At 38.4% G+C, this 15,945-nt stretch carries 13 protein-coding genes; 3 read left to right on the top strand and 10 right to left on the bottom strand.

Annotation, left to right across the window (positions count from 1 at the left end; translation table 11 throughout):
- Positions 1-387 precede the first annotated feature (387 nt).
- The 4 genes from CBF29_RS13140 to CBF29_RS13125 form a co-directional block, all read right to left on the bottom strand.
- A complete protein-coding gene (locus CBF29_RS13140) occupies positions 388-2,172 on the bottom strand; it encodes an ABC transporter ATP-binding protein (protein ID WP_126810163.1) in 1,785 nt (594 codons plus the stop codon).
- Entirely contained in the window at positions 2,172-3,923 is a 1,752-nt protein-coding gene (locus CBF29_RS13135) for an ABC transporter ATP-binding protein (RefSeq protein WP_126810162.1), read from the bottom strand. The genes CBF29_RS13140 and CBF29_RS13135 overlap by 1 nt, the downstream gene beginning before the upstream one ends.
- 187 nt (positions 3,924-4,110) lie before the next feature.
- On the bottom strand, positions 4,111-4,335 hold the full coding sequence (locus tag CBF29_RS13130) for a YneF family protein (RefSeq protein WP_126810161.1): 225 nt from the start codon (positions 4,333-4,335) through the stop codon (positions 4,111-4,113).
- 112 nt (positions 4,336-4,447) lie between these two features.
- Entirely contained in the window at positions 4,448-5,335 is an 888-nt protein-coding gene (locus CBF29_RS13125; protein WP_126810160.1) for a deoxyribonuclease IV, read from the bottom strand.
- Between the two features lie 225 nt (positions 5,336-5,560).
- Here CBF29_RS13125 and CBF29_RS13120 point away from each other — a divergent pair, with 225 nt between their 5' ends.
- Positions 5,561-5,971 carry a hypothetical protein gene (locus CBF29_RS13120; RefSeq protein WP_126810159.1) on the top strand — a complete coding sequence of 137 codons (411 nt, stop codon included), beginning with the start codon at positions 5,561-5,563 and terminating at the stop codon, positions 5,969-5,971.
- Positions 5,972-6,266: 295 nt separating this feature from the next.
- Here the strand turns inward: CBF29_RS13120 and tyrS are convergent, their stop codons facing one another.
- Positions 6,267-7,529, bottom strand: coding sequence for a tyrosine--tRNA ligase (gene tyrS, locus CBF29_RS13115; protein WP_126810158.1), 1,263 nt, complete (start codon positions 7,527-7,529; stop codon positions 6,267-6,269).
- A 100-nt stretch (positions 7,530-7,629) separates the two neighbouring features.
- A complete protein-coding gene (locus CBF29_RS13110; protein WP_126810157.1) occupies positions 7,630-8,370 on the bottom strand; it encodes an HAD family hydrolase in 741 nt (246 codons plus the stop codon).
- A 260-nt stretch (positions 8,371-8,630) separates the two neighbouring features.
- Between CBF29_RS13110 and CBF29_RS13105 the strand changes: the two genes are divergently transcribed.
- Positions 8,631-11,084 (top strand): transglycosylase domain-containing protein, encoded by a 2,454-nt coding sequence (locus tag CBF29_RS13105; RefSeq protein ID WP_126810156.1) that lies wholly within the window; start codon positions 8,631-8,633, stop codon positions 11,082-11,084.
- A 62-nt stretch (positions 11,085-11,146) separates the two neighbouring features.
- Here CBF29_RS13105 and ccpA read toward each other — a convergent pair whose 3' ends face one another.
- Together ccpA and CBF29_RS13095 are read right to left on the bottom strand one after the other, a co-directional pair.
- A complete protein-coding gene (gene ccpA, locus CBF29_RS13100; RefSeq protein ID WP_126810155.1) occupies positions 11,147-12,148 on the bottom strand; it encodes a catabolite control protein A in 1,002 nt (333 codons plus the stop codon).
- A gap of 194 nt (positions 12,149-12,342) precedes the next feature.
- A complete protein-coding gene (locus CBF29_RS13095; protein ID WP_126810154.1) occupies positions 12,343-13,287 on the bottom strand; it encodes a metal ABC transporter substrate-binding protein in 945 nt (314 codons plus the stop codon).
- 626 nt (positions 13,288-13,913) lie between these two features.
- Here CBF29_RS13095 and CBF29_RS13090 point away from each other — a divergent pair.
- Entirely contained in the window at positions 13,914-14,255 is a 342-nt protein-coding gene (locus CBF29_RS13090) for a zinc ribbon domain-containing protein YjdM (protein ID WP_126810153.1), read from the top strand.
- Between the two features lie 84 nt (positions 14,256-14,339).
- Here CBF29_RS13090 and CBF29_RS13085 read toward each other — a convergent pair whose 3' ends face one another.
- Together CBF29_RS13085 and CBF29_RS13080 are read right to left on the bottom strand one after the other, a co-directional pair.
- Positions 14,340-15,269 (bottom strand): TDT family transporter, encoded by a 930-nt coding sequence (locus CBF29_RS13085; RefSeq protein WP_126810152.1) that lies wholly within the window; start codon positions 15,267-15,269, stop codon positions 14,340-14,342.
- A complete protein-coding gene (locus CBF29_RS13080; RefSeq protein ID WP_126810151.1) occupies positions 15,266-15,778 on the bottom strand; it encodes a C-GCAxxG-C-C family protein in 513 nt (170 codons plus the stop codon). Before CBF29_RS13080 ends, CBF29_RS13085 begins: the two co-directional genes overlap by 4 nt.
- Positions 15,779-15,945: the final 167 nt, after the last annotated feature.

Genomic DNA, 15,945 nt, shown 5'->3' with positions numbered 1-15,945 from the left:
GACAATCTCTTGACCGTGAGTAATTGATTTTTTAGATTGTTGACGTCCGTGTTTCATGATTCCACCTCTTTTATTCTTCTGTTTTTACTCCTCTTATTATGAGGGCAGCAGCAAAGAAAAGCAAAAAAAATCTTATGATTGTTGACTCTCCAAAATATAACTGCTACCAGCGACACTTTTAAAACCTCCCACTAAATTCCTGAAATTAGAAATTGAGCGGGAGAAGAGAATACTAAAAAACTAACAAAATAATGATTTCTAACTTAATTTGACAAATGAATATGTTTAAAATGTTGATATAGCAAAGACTAATAATTATGAAATTAGCTCAACTATAAAAAGCGTCTTGAAAAAATGCTTTTCAAGACGCTTTACTGAATTTCAACTTCATTCCTGATTCTGCTGTAATCTATACATATCGTAATACAGCCCGCCTGATTCAATCAACTCATCGTGGCTGCCCCGTTCAACAATTTCTCCTTTATCCAACACTAAAATCAAATTGGCATCCCGAATCGTTGACAGTCTGTGTGCAATGGCTAAAGTTGTCCGCCCTTTTCTCATACGAGCCAACCCTTCCTGAATCAAACTTTCTGTTTCTGTGTCAATATTTGCTGTGGCCTCATCCAAAACTAAAATCTTCGGGTCAGTCACAATTGTTCGTGCAAAAGAAATCAGCTGACGCTGCCCGCTAGAATAGCTCGCACCCCGTTCAATCACTTTAGCATCGTATTTATCCGGCAATGTATTAATAAATTTATCAGCTTGAACAAACTCAGCTGCCTGACGAATTTGTTCATCTGTAATCGACTCGTCAAGCAGACGAATATTACTTTTAATATCACCATAAAACATAAATGCATCTTGCAGAACAAGCCCCATCTTACGTCTCAATTCCTCCATAGGATAGGCCCGGATATCTTTATCATCAATGAGGATCTCCCCTTCATAAAATTCGTAGAAGCGCATCATCACATTAATGATGGAACTTTTACCGCTTCCGGTATGTCCTACCAAAGCAATGGTTTCACCCGGATTGGCTACAAAACTGATATTTCTAAGAACATAGTGGTCATCGTCATAAGCAAAACTGACATTTCTAAACTCAATTTTCCCTTCAATAATTTCTTCCGCAGCATCTGTGTATTGCTGGGGAGCGACCTCCTGATGGTCCATGATTTTTAAAATCCGACTGCTCGCTACAAGACCATCTTGGAACACACTTAAAAAATCCATCATGTTGATCATCGGTTGAAAAAAAGTCTGCACATAGGTGATAAAAGCATAAATAATCCCTACATTTATCATGGTATCCAAAGAAAGTTTTCCGAAAAAGTAAAGAACTAAAGCTGTATTTAAAGCAACTAATAAATTGATGACCGGCGCCAAAAGTAAAGAGTTAGTTTTGATCATCGCATATTTTGTCTGTAAATAGTCATCATTGATTTCTTCAAATTCTTGTTCTAAACGTTTTTCCTGACGAAACTGCTGAACGATACTCATCCCAGAAATAGACTCGTTTAATTTGGTGTTCAACTGACTGAGTTTTTCCCGCATACGGCGGTACACGCGTGAACTGAATTTTTGATAATACCATACAATCACCAGCAGGATAGGTAAGAACAGCATCACATACATGGTAAGTGTCGGATTGATCAGCCACATGGCAATAAAACCAGCAATGACTCCTGAAACTCCCGTCAATACGCTCAAAAATACAAACCAAAATTCGATCAAAGTTTCCGTATCGTTGGTCACCCGGGAAACAATCGACCCTGCCGGTGTTTTGTCAAAATAACGCATGCCCAGCTGTTGGACTTTTTTATATAAAGACAAACGAATATGCTGAGAGGTTTTCACCGCAGCTTCCAAGTAGAGGAAATATTGGAAAAACCAAATAATGGCTTTCAAACAAACCACACCAAAATAAAGCAAGGCAAAATAGATGAAAATCGAAAAAACTGTGTTTCCTGTATTCAAGTAATTATCAATAAAAATTTGGATAATTCTCGGTAAAACCATATTGATGGCCGAGAGAACTAGCGCAAGTATGATGGAAGGAACAAACAAGCGCAAAAAAGGTTTAGTAAAAGTCAACATTCGTTTTACAACCCGTACTTGCTCTTTCCCACTCATCGAACGAGTCCATTCTGATTGATACTGGTCTTCCATTAGCGGTTCCCCCTCTCGATTTTTGATTCCAGTTGCTGACGCTGGTACATTTGTGCATACCATCCGCCAACGTCTTCCAACTGCTGATGGGTGCCTCGCTCAATAATCTCCCCATCACCGATCACAATGATTTCTTCTGCATGGAGGACACTGCTCAAGCGGTGTGCAGCAATGATTGTCGTTTTATCTTTGCGCATCTCTTTGAGATTCGCTAAAATAATTTCCTCTGTTTTGGCATCCACTGCCGAAAGAGCATCATCTAAAATCAAAAGCTCCGGATTCAAAATCAATGCTCGAGCAATGGAGATTCGCTGTTTCTGTCCGCCAGATAAAGAGACCCCACGTTCGCCGACCATAGTCTCATAACCATTAGCAAACCCTAAAATATCTTCATGAATAGCTGTCAATCTGGCAACTTCTTCCACTTCTTCATCAGTGGCTTCAGGTTTAGCAAAACGAATATTGTCCCGAACCGTCATGGAAAACAAAAAATTATCCTGAGGCACATAGCCGATAGAATTTAACAAAGCATCCAGAGAGTAGTCTTGCAAATGATACTTACCAAACTTGATCTCTCCTTGATAATCGTCATACTCACGCATCAAAAGTTTTAAGATTGTCGTTTTTCCTGAACCAGTTTTCCCCACAATCCCTAATGTATCACCGGAAGCAATATGAAAACTGATGTCTTTTAAGCTGTCATGTGTATCATCATAATAACGAAAATGACTGATTTTAAAATCAATTGCGCCTTGAGCATCTTCTTGAATCGCATGGGGATTTTCCTGAATATTGGACCTTTCCGCCAACAAATCTTGAACCCGGTCATAGCTGGCACTTCCTCGTTCCAAGATATTAAATAAACGCCCAATGGCAAACATCGGCCAAACCAACATAGAAATATAGGCAAACATGGAAACCATGTCCCCAACTTCTATATAATTTTGTGAAACAAAATAACCGCCAATCGCCAGTGTTAAAACATAAGATAAGCCAATAATGATCGTGATCAATGGATCAAATAAGGAATCAATCAAATTAACACGATGCCATTTCACGACTGCATCATCGATTTTTTCAGAAAAGTCCTGAATATCTTCTTTTTCCTGACCAAAAGTTTTAATAACTTTGACCCCCGTAATGCTCTCCTGTGTTTTATCATTGATGTTGGAAAAGGCTTCTTGAGAGTCTCTAAAAGCCGTATGCATAGCGCTTCCTAATTTACGAGAAACTAAGCCAAGTAAAGGCAAAGGAATCAGTACCAACAAGGTCAAACGCCAATCGATAAACACACACATGGCAATAATCGTCATCCCGCCATTAACCAATGAATCAACAAGGGTTAAAACTCCCCCGCCGGCAACATTTTGAATGGCATTTAAATCATTGGTCGCATGGGCCATCAAATCACCTGTACGATATTTTTGGAAAAAAACTTGGTCCATGGAAGTAAAATGATGAAATAATTGCCTGCGCAGTTTCTTTTCCAAACGGGCGGCACTCCCCCAAATATTAGTTCGCCAAACGTAACGAAGCAAGTATTGCCCCACTCCCCCAAAAGCTACCACACTGATATAAAAAAACAGCTTTTCAATCGTTAAGCTGTGCCTATTAATCTCGTTTACCACCAATCCGATAATCCTTGGTGTCATAATCTGTAAAGCTGCCACTAAAATAAGGGAAATGACCCCATAAATATATGATTTTTTTTCTTCTTTAAAAAACCAGCCGATCTTACGAAAAACCTGCATTCTCTCACTCCTAACTGTGAAACCCATCCTCTAAACAATAGTACTGCGGTCTGTCATTTTTAGTCAGTCAAGACATTAAATTTCAAGGAACCGCTGCAAAAATACCCCCTTTTTTATTCCGGGAAACAAAAAACAGGCACCTAAAAAAGCGCCCGTCCATAACATACGAAGTATCAATCTAATAGAACTACTTCTTCTGATTCTGATTTTTCATATTCTGCATCATTTGACGAATCTTTTTCTCAGAAGGTTTTTGTCCCATTTGCATCATCATCATACGTAATACATCCTCATTAACGGGAGGATTTTTTTGTAAGTAATCTTCCATATATTTTCTTGCGATGAAGAAGCCGCCCACCCCACCTAAAAGAAGTGCAGCAATTGCTATTAAAACTACCCATCCTATACTCATCTTAAATCGCTCCTTTCATCTTAAATAATTATACCTTCAATAGAAGATTGTACTAGACTTGTCTTCATTTGAAAAGAAAAATTTTTGAATCTCTTTTTAAATATCCGACTAATCACGCTTTTTGAATCTCTTCCAATACGTTAGGATTAAATGTTTGCTCTCTAAACATGGCAATTTCAAATCCATAAGGTGCTTTGGCACTTTTCTTGTCAGGACCTACATAAGGTGTTTCAAGAATCTTCGGAAGTTCAGTCAACGCTTCATGATGTACGATTCGGTTGAGTGCTTCAAACCCAATCTCACCAAAACCGATATTGGCATGGCGGTCCTTATGGGCTCCCCGAGGATTTTTCGAATCATTCACATGAACGACTTTTAAGCGGTCCAATCCGATAATTTTATCAAACTCTGTCAACACGGCATCAAAATCCGTCACATCATACCCGGCGTCATGAATATGGCAAGTGTCTAGGGTAACTGAAAGTTTTTCATTAAACGTCACACCATCAATGATTTTTGCCAACTCATCAAATGTCCGACCAATTTCTGTACCTTTTCCAGCCATCGTTTCCAATGCAATCTGCGGTACTTGTTCCCGTGTCAGGACTTCATTTAGACCTTTGACGATTTGGGCAATCCCCGCATCTGCTCCTGCACCCACGTGAGCCCCGGGATGCATCGTGATTTGTTTTCCGCCTAAAGCTTCTGAGCGCATAATTTCATCTTTCAAAAATTGAATGGCAAAAGGAAAGTTTTCCGGCTTGATCGTATTTCCCAGGTTGATGATATACGGTGCATGAACGACCATATGACTCAACTGATGCTCTGCCATAAAAATCTGTCCTGCTTCGATATTCATCTCTTCCACCGCTTTACGACGCGTATTTTGCGGTGCACCTGTATAAATCATAAATGTGCTGGCATTGTATCCGGCTGCTTCTTCTGCCGCACCTAGCAACATCTTTTTTCCACTCATACTGACATGAGAACCTATAATCATTTCCATCCTCCTATAATTATCATACTCTTCTATTGTAAGCTTTTTTAAAAAGAGAAACAATCATAGTGCCTGTTTTTTTTATTTGACGAGTATAAACTTGATTCCATTTTTTTAGGAGCTGTGATTATCTTTTTCATAATATTCAAAAATATGTAAAACGTACATAATTTCTACACAAGTGAATGCTATGATAAAGACAACGAAAGAAGGAAAGAGGTGATTTTAATGACACGTGGAAAAGCAATTCTATTATTTGTGTTTACATCCCTGATTATATTTGCTGCACCTCTTACGGTATCTGCCAGAGGACATGGTGGTGGACATCACCGAGCAAATGCTGGAGTAAACTGCTTAAACAACGAAACATGTCTTGCAAGACAAGCAAATCAGACGCAACAACAGGTCTCTCAACCTCAAGAAGTTGCCCCAGCTGATGATACACAACAACCAGCTGCTGATGCAGTACAACCCCAACAAAGAATCAGACAACGTGACCAGCAATGTGATGACGCTGTTAGAAGAGAAGACTGTCCCTATAGAGCCTATTGCGATAATCAAAATGAAAATGGCGGCGCAGGACATCGTCACAATTGGAGAAGAAATCCTGGGTGCCGCTTGGCTCCAGCCGAAAGTTAATTCTCTATAAATATCAGTAATTTATGTCATTTAAATATAGCCTGTCATGACCCTATAGTTAGTGTTGTCATGGCAGGCTTATTTAGACATTTTAAGTATTTCTCCACAAAAGGAATTCAATTCAAAATCCGCCCAAAACCAAAATTCACCTAAGCGTTGACTAATTCAAAAAGTTAAATGCTTCTTTCCGGCCAGACTTCTTATGAAAAATCTTAACTTTCTACATAAAAAAACTTAAGCTATGAAGTCTTCTCTTACTAGAGGCAGCCATCAAAGGTTAAGTTTTTAATGTTGATTAAAATTTTAACAAGAAATAATTTTTCTTGCCCCGTCTAAGAACAGTAAACTGCCCCTCGATTTTATCAGTTTCTACTAATTCATAGTTCACATCTTGCTGACGTTCACCATTAATATATATTGCGCCGTTAGTGATATCTTCCCGTGCCTGACGCTTTGACTGAACCAAACCAGACGTCACCAATAATTCGACTAAATGATTGTCATCTGATGCTTGAACCTCATAACTTGGCACATCTTTAAAGCCTTGGGCGATTTCCTTGGCATTCAAAGATTTTATGTCCCCGCTGAACAATGCCTCTGAAATTTTCACTGCCTGTTCAAAAGCCTCTTCACCGTGAGTCAAAATTGTCACTTCTTTTGCCAATACTTTCTGTGCCAAGCGCTCATGAGGAGACTCATTAAATTCTTTTTCGATCTCTGCAATCTCATCAAGGGCTAAAAACGTAAAATACTTTAAGAACTGGACGGCGTCACGGTCGTCTGTATTGAACCAAAATTGATAATACTCGTAAGGGGTCGTTTTCTCTGCATCTAGCCAAACAGCGTTTCCTTCAGTTTTACCAAATTTCGTGCCATCTGCTTTTTTAATCAGGGGCATCGTCATACCATACCCTTGGATTTCACGCTCACGACGCAACAGCTCTATTCCAGAAGTGATATTCCCCCATTGGTCACTGCCGCCCAATTGAAGCAGACAGCCTTCACGGTCATATAACTGTAAAAAATCGTAGGCTTGCAGCAGCTGGTAGGCAAACTCAGTATAAGAAATCCCTGTTTCTATACGGCGTTTAACACTTTCTTTGCTCATCATATAGTTGACTGTAAAATTCTTACCCACATCCCGTAAAAAATCAATCAGCAAAATACTTCCTAACCAATCATGATTATTCGCAATGATTGCCGGATTTTCATCGTTGTAAAAGTCGATAAATCTTTCCAGCTGGCGTCTCAAACTATCAGACCAAGAAGCTACCGTTTCGTTGGAGTTCAAACTTCTTTCAGCATCTTTAAAAGACGGGTCTCCAATCAGACCTGTGCCTCCGCCCACCAAAGCTATGGGCACGTGACCAGCTTTTTGAAAGCGACGTAAAGTTAATATAGGCAGCAAATGACCAATATGTAAACTATCAGCCGTTGGATCAAACCCGATATATAATTTCACAGACTCTTCATTTAATTTTTTTTCTAAAGCTGATTCATCTGTTACTTGATAAATCAACCCACGATCTTTCAATTCTTGTAAAAAATCTGTTTGCATATTTTCTCCTCCTAAAAATTCTCTACTTGTCTATCTTAGCCTATTCAGAAATGAAAATAAAGGTCTTCGGCTAACAAAGTCATTTCTTTTTTGACAATAATTATTTATAACTTTCTATGGTTTCTAAAAGTTCTGCAGTTTCATAAATTTCAATATCAGGCTTTATGTCCCCCACTAAGGCTTCTCTATATTTATTTAAAAAAATAACTTCCCAGTCAGCTTGTTTCGCCCCAACCACATCGTTTTTATAAGAATCTCCAATCATCAAAAATCTTTCTCCCTTAGCTTGCACACGTTCCTCAACAAGTTGAAAAATTTCCAGCTGAGGTTTTGCCAAGTCAAGCGCCCCGGAAATAAAAAAATAATCAGGAGTAATCCACTTTTCAAGATTCAACCGTTGAATTTTTTTCATTTGATGCTTCTCGGGACCGTTAGTCAGTACCGCCATCTGAACATCGCGGGCAGATAGATAATCCAAAACTTTTACGACTTCAGGGTCAATTGAAATATTATCCTGAAAGTATTCATAGGCTTTCTGGAACTCCAATAATTTCTGCGGTTTTATTTGGACATCAAAGACTTGAAAAGCTTTGCCCATGCGATAGATATACATATCCTCCATACTCATCTCACCACGCTGACTCTGATAAAACACTTGGTGACTATATTCTTGGCGATAATAATACAGCTCTTTGACAGGTATCCCATATTTATCACCAAACACTTGGTCATAAGCCTGTTCAAAAGGAATAAACTGATCATACAATGTGTCATCTACATCAAACACTACTGTAAACAAATGAAAACCTACTTTCTTTCTATCATGTTTTCGTTGATTCATAGACTATTCTTTGATAATCGTCCTTCTACTCTATCATATTCTTGCCTTTTTTCGTAGATAAAACCAAAAAGGTATGATTTTATTTTGAAAACTAATTGAAAAATATTATTTTATCCCTGCATTGCTATTTTTTTGCGCTTACATTCCTTTAATCGCCTCACTGAGCTTAAAATAGCCTCTGTCACTCGGCTATTTGATCGCTCCCCTAGGCAGTCCCCCTGTTTTTTGATATAATAAACCGCGTAGAAGATGAAAATGAGGTGAGAAATCTGAATACTTCGGAAAAAACAAATAAAAATAGTAATCAAAAAAAGAAAAAATCAGCTAAAAAGAAAATAAGCAAAAAAACATTGATTTTCTCCTCCATCATTTCCATGGAAGTTCTAAAATCGACGATTTACTTTTTCCTAGCCATATTCTTTCTCGGGGGTTCGCTTGCCCTAGGTGTAGTGCTGGGGTATTTTGCTAATCTTGTGGAAAGCACCGAGATTCCTTCAGGAGATGAAATAGTCAGAGCAATCAATGATATCGAATTAGTTTCCCATGTTAATTATTCAAACGGTGAACAAATCGCTGAATTGCGCTCTGATTTGATTAGAACACGTGTCAGCAAGGAAAATGTTTCTCCTCTGATTAAGCAAGCATTAATTGCAACAGAAGATGAATATTTCAACAAGCATGAAGGCATCGTGCCAAAAGCGCTGATTAGAGCCATGGTTTCAGATATCACTGGTTTTGGGGGGAAATCGGGTGGTTCGACGATTACCCAACAGTTAGTGAAACAACAGCTTTTGACAGATGAAGTAAGTTTTCACCGAAAAGCAAATGAAGTCTTGCTGGCGCTTAGAGTAGAAAAGTTTCAAACTAAAGAAGAAATCTTGACTGCCTATCTAAATGTTTCTCCTTTTGGCCGAAATAATAAAGGACAAAACATTGCCGGCGTGGAGGAAGCTGCCCGGGGGATTTTCGGCAAACCTTCCAATGAAGTTAATTTGCCGCAAGCGGCGTTTATCGCTGGACTTCCCCAAAGTCCAATCATCTATTCTCCTTACACAAACACTGGTGAATTAAAAGAAGATTTGTCGGATGGACTGACACGTAAAGATGCCGTACTAAGTAATATGTATCGTGAAAAATACATCGATGAAAAGACCTACGAAGAAGCTAAAAATTATGATTTGAAAGCAGATTTTCTTCCAAGAGAGGAAATCAATCAGCCCGATAACGGATATCTTTATTATTATGTTGAAACACAGGCGATTGAAGCTTTGATGGCGAAGCATTATCAAAAAGATCAGCTGGAAAAAGAGAAAGTTTTTTCTCAGGATATTTTATACGAAAAATATTATCAGATGGCAGAACGAGATTTACGCAGAAACGGGTATACCGTTGAGACAACTATCGACAAGAACATTTATCAAGCCATGAACAATGCCGTCATGAACAATGCTGGCTGGCTGGAGGACTGGTCAGGGGATCCTATACAGATCGGCAGTATTTTGATGGAAAATCAGACCGGAAGAATTCTAGGTTTTGTAGGCGGACGTGATTACGCTACTAACCAAAATAATCATGCATTTCAAACAAAACGTTCCCCGGGTTCTACCATGAAACCTATTGTTGCCTATGCTCCGGCAATCGATAAAGGTTTGATCGGGTCAGAATCCCAGTTGGCTGATTTTAAACGTAAATATGGTTCAGAAAACACAAATTTATCAAATTACGGCGGTACCTCTAGCGAATCGTTTATCTCTGTCAGAAATGCCATTAAGGATTCAGGGAACATCACTGTGGTCAATCTATATGAAAAACTCTTAGAAAGTGCTAACCCTGCTGAATATTTTAACAAAATGAATATTGATATTTCTGCCAGTGTGACCCATCCTTCTCTACCTTTGGGAACAACTGATTTAAGTGTCTATCAGCAAATCAATGCCTATCAAACTCTGGCTAACAAAGGAGCTTATTTGGAAGGCTATGTGATTTCAAAAATCACAGACTCTAATGGAGAAGTCGTTTACGAACACAAGGCTAACCCTGTCCAAGTCTTCCAACCTGCTACTGCTTCAATCATGGCAGACTTGATGCGGGAGGTTTTGGTAAACGGGACTGGGACAACGGCAAAATCCAGTTTATATAATTATGGAGCAGCCCTTGGCAATGCTGATTGGGTCGGGAAAACAGGGACATCAGAGGAAGATAAAGACTTTTGGTTTACTGCATCGACTCCTGGTGTGACTTTAAGTACTTGGATTGGGAAATCCTACGGCAAGCAAATGCCTCAAAGTTTCGGGCAAAATAATATGCGTGTCTGGGCGGCAATTGCCGGCGCTGCTTATCAAATTAGTCCTGATATTTTCCAAACGGCCCAGCGTTTTGAGTTGGACCCGTCAGTTAATATCGCTAAGGTATCAAGCATTACCGGTACCAAAATGGGGCCAGCTTATATCAACGGTATTCAGTATTACACGCCGGGCAAAGAAGTCAACTCTTATTTTGTACCAGGCAGTGGTCCAATCGATCCAACCCTCCGTTTTGGGATAGGAGGAACAGATGCCCAGTATCAAAATTACTGGAATAAAAATACAAAAGTTGAGAAAAAAGAAGATAAGAAGAAACCAAGCAGTAATAGAAATCAAAATGATGTTGACGAAGAAGATGAAGAAGATACAGAGGACGAAGAAGATACAGAAGGTGAAGCCGGCGAAGAGTAAATGAACTCCGCTCTGACTACATTAAAAAAACCGCGAAATTATTCGCGGTTTTTTCTTCTGCACTATTTTGTTGAACCTCTTTTATTGATGCCGTGAGGTAAAATCACAACTTTTTCTTCGATTTCTTCCTTGTTCATCAGCTTAGTCAACAAACGCATTGCCACAGCTCCGATGTCATACAAAGGTTGTGTGATACTTGTCAGTCTTGGACGAACGATTTCTGTCAACAAAGAATTGTTGCTTGTAACGATTTCAAAATCGTCTGGTATTTTAAGGCCATTATCTTGCAGTGCATTTGCAATTCCCACAGCAAGTTCATCAGAGACCACTAGTGCGGCAGTTGCCCCGCTATTTAAGACTCTCTCTGCCAAGTCCACCCCTTGTTTGTACTCAAAGGTAGATTCAAAAATTAAACCTTCTGAATATTTTAGCCCTTTATCTTTCAACGCTTCTTTATAACCAGATAATCTTTCTTTTCCATTGATTGGATCTAATAAAGGTCCGCTGACAAAAGCAATCTTCTCATGTCCGTTGTTTGCCAACAGTTCCACAGCTTCTCTTGTTGCCCCTTTGTAATCAATATTTACTGAACCTACCTGATTGTCTGGGTCAACAGAACCAGCCAAAACAATCGGAGTTCTAGAACGTGAAAACTCAGCACGAAGCTGATCTGTGATATGGTGTCCCATAAAGATGACCCCATCCACTTGTTTAGCCAGCAAATTATTTAAAACGTTGACTTCTTTTTCTGAATCTCCATCAGAGTTGGTCAAAATAATATTATATTTATACATCGTCGCAACATCGTCTATTCCTCGAGCCAGTGAAGAAAAATAAATATTACTCACATCAGGGATAATCACTCCGACTGTCGTAGTTTTCTTACTTGCAAGACCTCTTGCCACAGCGTTTGGACGATAGTCTAAGCGGTCGATAACTTCCAAAACTTTCTTTCTTGTAATCGGTTTAACATTTGGATTGCCATTTACAACACGTGAAACAGTTGCCATTGAAACATTTGCTTCACGGGCAACATCATAGATGGTAATAGTTTGTTTCTCCATCTTTACATTCCTTCTTTCTTTTATCTTCATTTATACATTTTCTGAAAAAGTAATTTACATTTCTCAATTTATAGATTAACAAATTGTATAACATATTGCAAGCGTTTTATCGTTTCTTTCATGAAAAAAAAACGAAAATTTCATTTATAACGTATAAAAAGAGGCTTATTCTTCATAGAATCGCCTCTTTGTGTTTATTTTATTGATTTTTTCAAAGCTTCTAAATTATCCCTCATCACAGAAAGATAATCTGCACCTTCATCTTGCTGCTTATTAGACAATGTTTCTAAAGTGGACAAAGTAGCTATTTCCGCCTTCGTTGCATCAGCGATTGTATCAGCAAGTTTACTTGAGCCGGCCTGTTCAATGTAAATCACAGAAATCCCCTGATTTTTTACATAGTCTTCAAGTTCAGCCAACGTTTTAGCGCTTGGTTCTTCATCAGGAGTTAAGCCAGTGATTGCCACTTGGTTTAAATGATAACGTGAAGCAAGATAGCCAAAAGCAGCATGTTGCGTAATAAACGTGTTTTTCTGAGCTCCTTCAAAAGCTTCTCTGAATTCTTTATCAAGATTAAGCAGTTCATCACTGAATTTTTTATAATTTTTTTGATAAGCCGCTTTATTTTCTGAGTCTGCTTCGACCATTCCTTGATAAATAGTTTCAGCTTCTTTTTCTGCCAATACCGGATCTAACCAAACATGGGGGTCCACACTATGGTTGTGACCTTCATGTTCTTCTTCATGTTCTTCTTCATGTTCTTCTTCCTCTTCCCCATCCATTAAATCAATACCACTGCTGGCCTCAATAACTGTTACTTTTGATGTATCCACCGATTCTAAAACAGAAGAAACCCATGTCTCCATCTCTTTAGAATTATAGACAAACACATCTGCTTCTTGAATTTTAGCGATGTCCTTGGCGCTTGGCTCATAATCGTGGGCATCCACCTCTCCGCTCATCAAAACAGACACATCTCCCTGATTGCCGGCAACTTTTTTGGAAAAGTCATACATTGGATAAAAAGTTGTGACAATTTGAAGCTTTTTATTTTCTTTGGAATTTTCTTTTTCCGAAGAACATCCAGCAAAAACAAATAAGCCTAGTACACTAATAAGAATAAAAAATTTAGACTTCATAAAAACCTCCTATATTTCGTTAAATCGTAATCATTACTATTTGTATTATACATAAAAAAAAATAGAACGCAATATTTTTTTACTAATTTAAGGGATTTTCTTTTTCTTCTCAATATGACCGTTTATAAAATTAAGCTAAACTACTTAAAAAAATCATGTGTGATACTCTCAAAAAAGTTCATATGAAAGGATTATAAGGCATCATACAAATGACCCACAACATCCTGACTCATTTTGATTACAGCGTTAAGCGATGAAATCTTTCTTACAAAAATTCAAAGAAGTGTCTGAGCCCTGTCTGACTCCACTGTTTAAAGCCATCATCAGAAAACCGAGCTCTATACATATATCCGATTTCACTCTACCCTTCCCTCGGCGGTAAACTTTCCTCCTAGGGTCAGATGCTCATCAAACAATAGACTATGAATTTCTCTTCGCTGAAATGAAAGACTTTTTACAACAATTTGGTGTTCCACAATTGGCAACCTACCAGTGAGGTAAACTAAAATTTGTGGTGGTTTAATCTTTTTCTACCCGTCGTTTCTCAATGCTGAATTTTGATTCGATTCGTATTCTTTCGCCAAATATGCTATGCTAAAAACTGATAAAATGAACGAGGTGAAAAAATGACTATTCCAAATTGTCCAGAGTGTGGTTCTACATACGTCTATCAAGACCAGGCATTATTTATTTGCCCTGAATGCGGTTTTGAGTTTACAGAGTCTGCTAGTGAGACTAACGAGGAAACAATCGTTAAAGATGCTAATGGCAATCTTCTAGCAACTGGCGACACTGTGACTGTGGTCAAAGACCTAAAAGTCAAAGGTGGCTCAGGTCCCATTAAAAAAGGTACTAAGATTAAAAACATCCGCATTCTTGACGAACCTGTCAATGATCATAATGTAGATGGCAAAGTTGACGGAATTGGCATGCTGCAATTGAAATCAGAATTTTTAAAGAAAATCTAAGTCAAAAAATACAGCTAGAAAAAAACAGTCCTACAAAAATATTGGAAGCTGTTTTTTTTAGCTGTCAAAACTATTTAGTTTATATTATTTTTTTGCAACTTTCCACTGCTTTGTCATAAATCTCAAATACCGGATTGAAACAATTGGCACAACCCCTAATGCAATCGCTTGGTCCAATCGCAAAATAAACCAAAACAATCCAGACATATTTGGATAAACACTTCCTAAAAATCCTGTTGAAAGCTTAAAAGCCATCGCTGAAATCACTAAAGGAAAGGTTAAGGCTGCCGAGCTAGGATAAAATGGAAGGCATAGTAATTTAGGTAATTGACATAAAACAAAGACATATAACGCTTGGGCTGCAACCAACTGAATAACCACAAACCAAACTATTTTCTCGTCAAAAGCCATCATATAGCCTGCTAAATTCAAAGAAACAGGAGCTGCTAAAATAGCTAATGTGGGGCGCAATGGCTCTGGTAATGGTAAATTTTTCAAACGTTTTAAAACCACTGGCAGTAAAATCAAAAATGCCAGAAATCCAAAAAAATAAATTATTTCCCCTAGATTCTGTTGATCAAACATTGAAGCCGTCATACTGGCCACCACTATGCCTACATAGACAATAAACCAGGAAGGCAACACTAGCGACAATTGTTTTTTATTGACAAAGGTCGTTGTAAAATAAATCAATAAACTCACATGAATAAAAATCCCCAAAAACCAGATTAGGAAAGCTAGCCAATAACTCCATGTCAATAAAAACTTCGAAATTAGAATCATTCCCATGCTTAGTGTTGGAGCAATAGCAGCTAACGGCACTTCTTTTATCTGCTTTAGAAAGCCGTGAAAATCAAACATGATTTTCAGGCTGACGCTCAAAAGAATCCATCCACTTACTGTCACACAGATAATACTCAGCAATTTAATTTCACTAAATAAATTGGCCAAACCGACAAAACTCAATCCAACAGCTGCAGCAGGTAACGGCAGGACTTGTAATAATTTTTTCATGATTCCCCTCTGGTTTCTTCACTCATTTTTCCAATCATCGGTGCTATTGCCAGATTGATTTTTCCTGACTCGATCAATTGTTCTGTCACCCAAGCCGCCACATCCCCTGTGATTTTAATACAGTGTTCCTTGCGCCCATCCGATTTAAAATCATCTCCACGCCACTCTTTCGTAATAATCCGACAGCAACATGAACGATATTCTCGCTTGATGTAATCATGAAGTCCTTTAGAAATTTCAAACATTTCCGGATTCATGGGTTCACCTTTTTTGCGACCATAAACCATTCCTAAAGCAATTTGTCCCCCAGAAACGGCACCGCATAAACATTGGGCCTTCCCCATCCCAATAGGAAATCCAGAGGCTAACCCGACCACGCTGTCATCATAAGGTTTTCCCAAGGCTTCATTCATAGTATCAACAACGGCTTCTGAACAATAATAGGTTCCAGACCGGAAGTATTCCTCTGCCGCTTCTCTAACCATCTCAATATAAGCTTCTTTTTCCATTGATTTAAAAGTCTCCTTTAGTTCTATTCATTTTATTTTTCGCCGATAGTAAAATTAAGCTAGACAAATAAAAAAAGTCATCTGTGCTACACTCAAGATAGTTCCATCCAAAGAATTATAAGGAGTGAGTACAAATGACCTACACCCATCTTACACCAAACGAACTC

This window comes from Vagococcus elongatus, from assembly GCF_003987645.1.
In the GTDB taxonomy this organism is placed as follows: domain Bacteria; phylum Bacillota; class Bacilli; order Lactobacillales; family Vagococcaceae; genus Vagococcus_A; species Vagococcus_A elongatus.
Note: the sequence above shows the minus strand (reverse complement) of the source record. Positions and strands in the feature narration are given on the sequence as shown.

Coding starts and splice junctions, on each gene's coding strand:
- CBF29_RS13095 (WP_126810154.1), bottom strand. CDS start 13,287: ATGAAGTCTAAATTTTTTATTCTTATTAGTGTACTAGGCTTATTTGTT.
- CBF29_RS13080 (WP_126810151.1), bottom strand. CDS start 15,778: ATGGAAAAAGAAGCTTATATTGAGATGGTTAGAGAAGCGGCAGAGGAA.
- CBF29_RS13130 (WP_126810161.1), bottom strand. CDS start 4,335: ATGAGTATAGGATGGGTAGTTTTAATAGCAATTGCTGCACTTCTTTTA.
- CBF29_RS13135 (WP_126810162.1), bottom strand. CDS start 3,923: ATGCAGGTTTTTCGTAAGATCGGCTGGTTTTTTAAAGAAGAAAAAAAA.
- CBF29_RS13120 (WP_126810159.1), top strand. CDS start 5,561: ATGACACGTGGAAAAGCAATTCTATTATTTGTGTTTACATCCCTGATT.
- CBF29_RS13110 (WP_126810157.1), bottom strand. CDS start 8,370: ATGAATCAACGAAAACATGATAGAAAGAAAGTAGGTTTTCATTTGTTT.
- CBF29_RS13140 (WP_126810163.1), bottom strand. CDS start 2,172: ATGGAAGACCAGTATCAATCAGAATGGACTCGTTCGATGAGTGGGAAA.
- CBF29_RS13125 (WP_126810160.1), bottom strand. CDS start 5,335: ATGATTATAGGTTCTCATGTCAGTATGAGTGGAAAAAAGATGTTGCTA.
- tyrS (WP_126810158.1), bottom strand. CDS start 7,529: ATGCAAACAGATTTTTTACAAGAATTGAAAGATCGTGGGTTGATTTAT.
- CBF29_RS13090 (WP_126810153.1), top strand. CDS start 13,914: ATGACTATTCCAAATTGTCCAGAGTGTGGTTCTACATACGTCTATCAA.
- ccpA (WP_126810155.1), bottom strand. CDS start 12,148: ATGGAGAAACAAACTATTACCATCTATGATGTTGCCCGTGAAGCAAAT.
- CBF29_RS13085 (WP_126810152.1), bottom strand. CDS start 15,269: ATGAAAAAATTATTACAAGTCCTGCCGTTACCTGCTGCAGCTGTTGGA.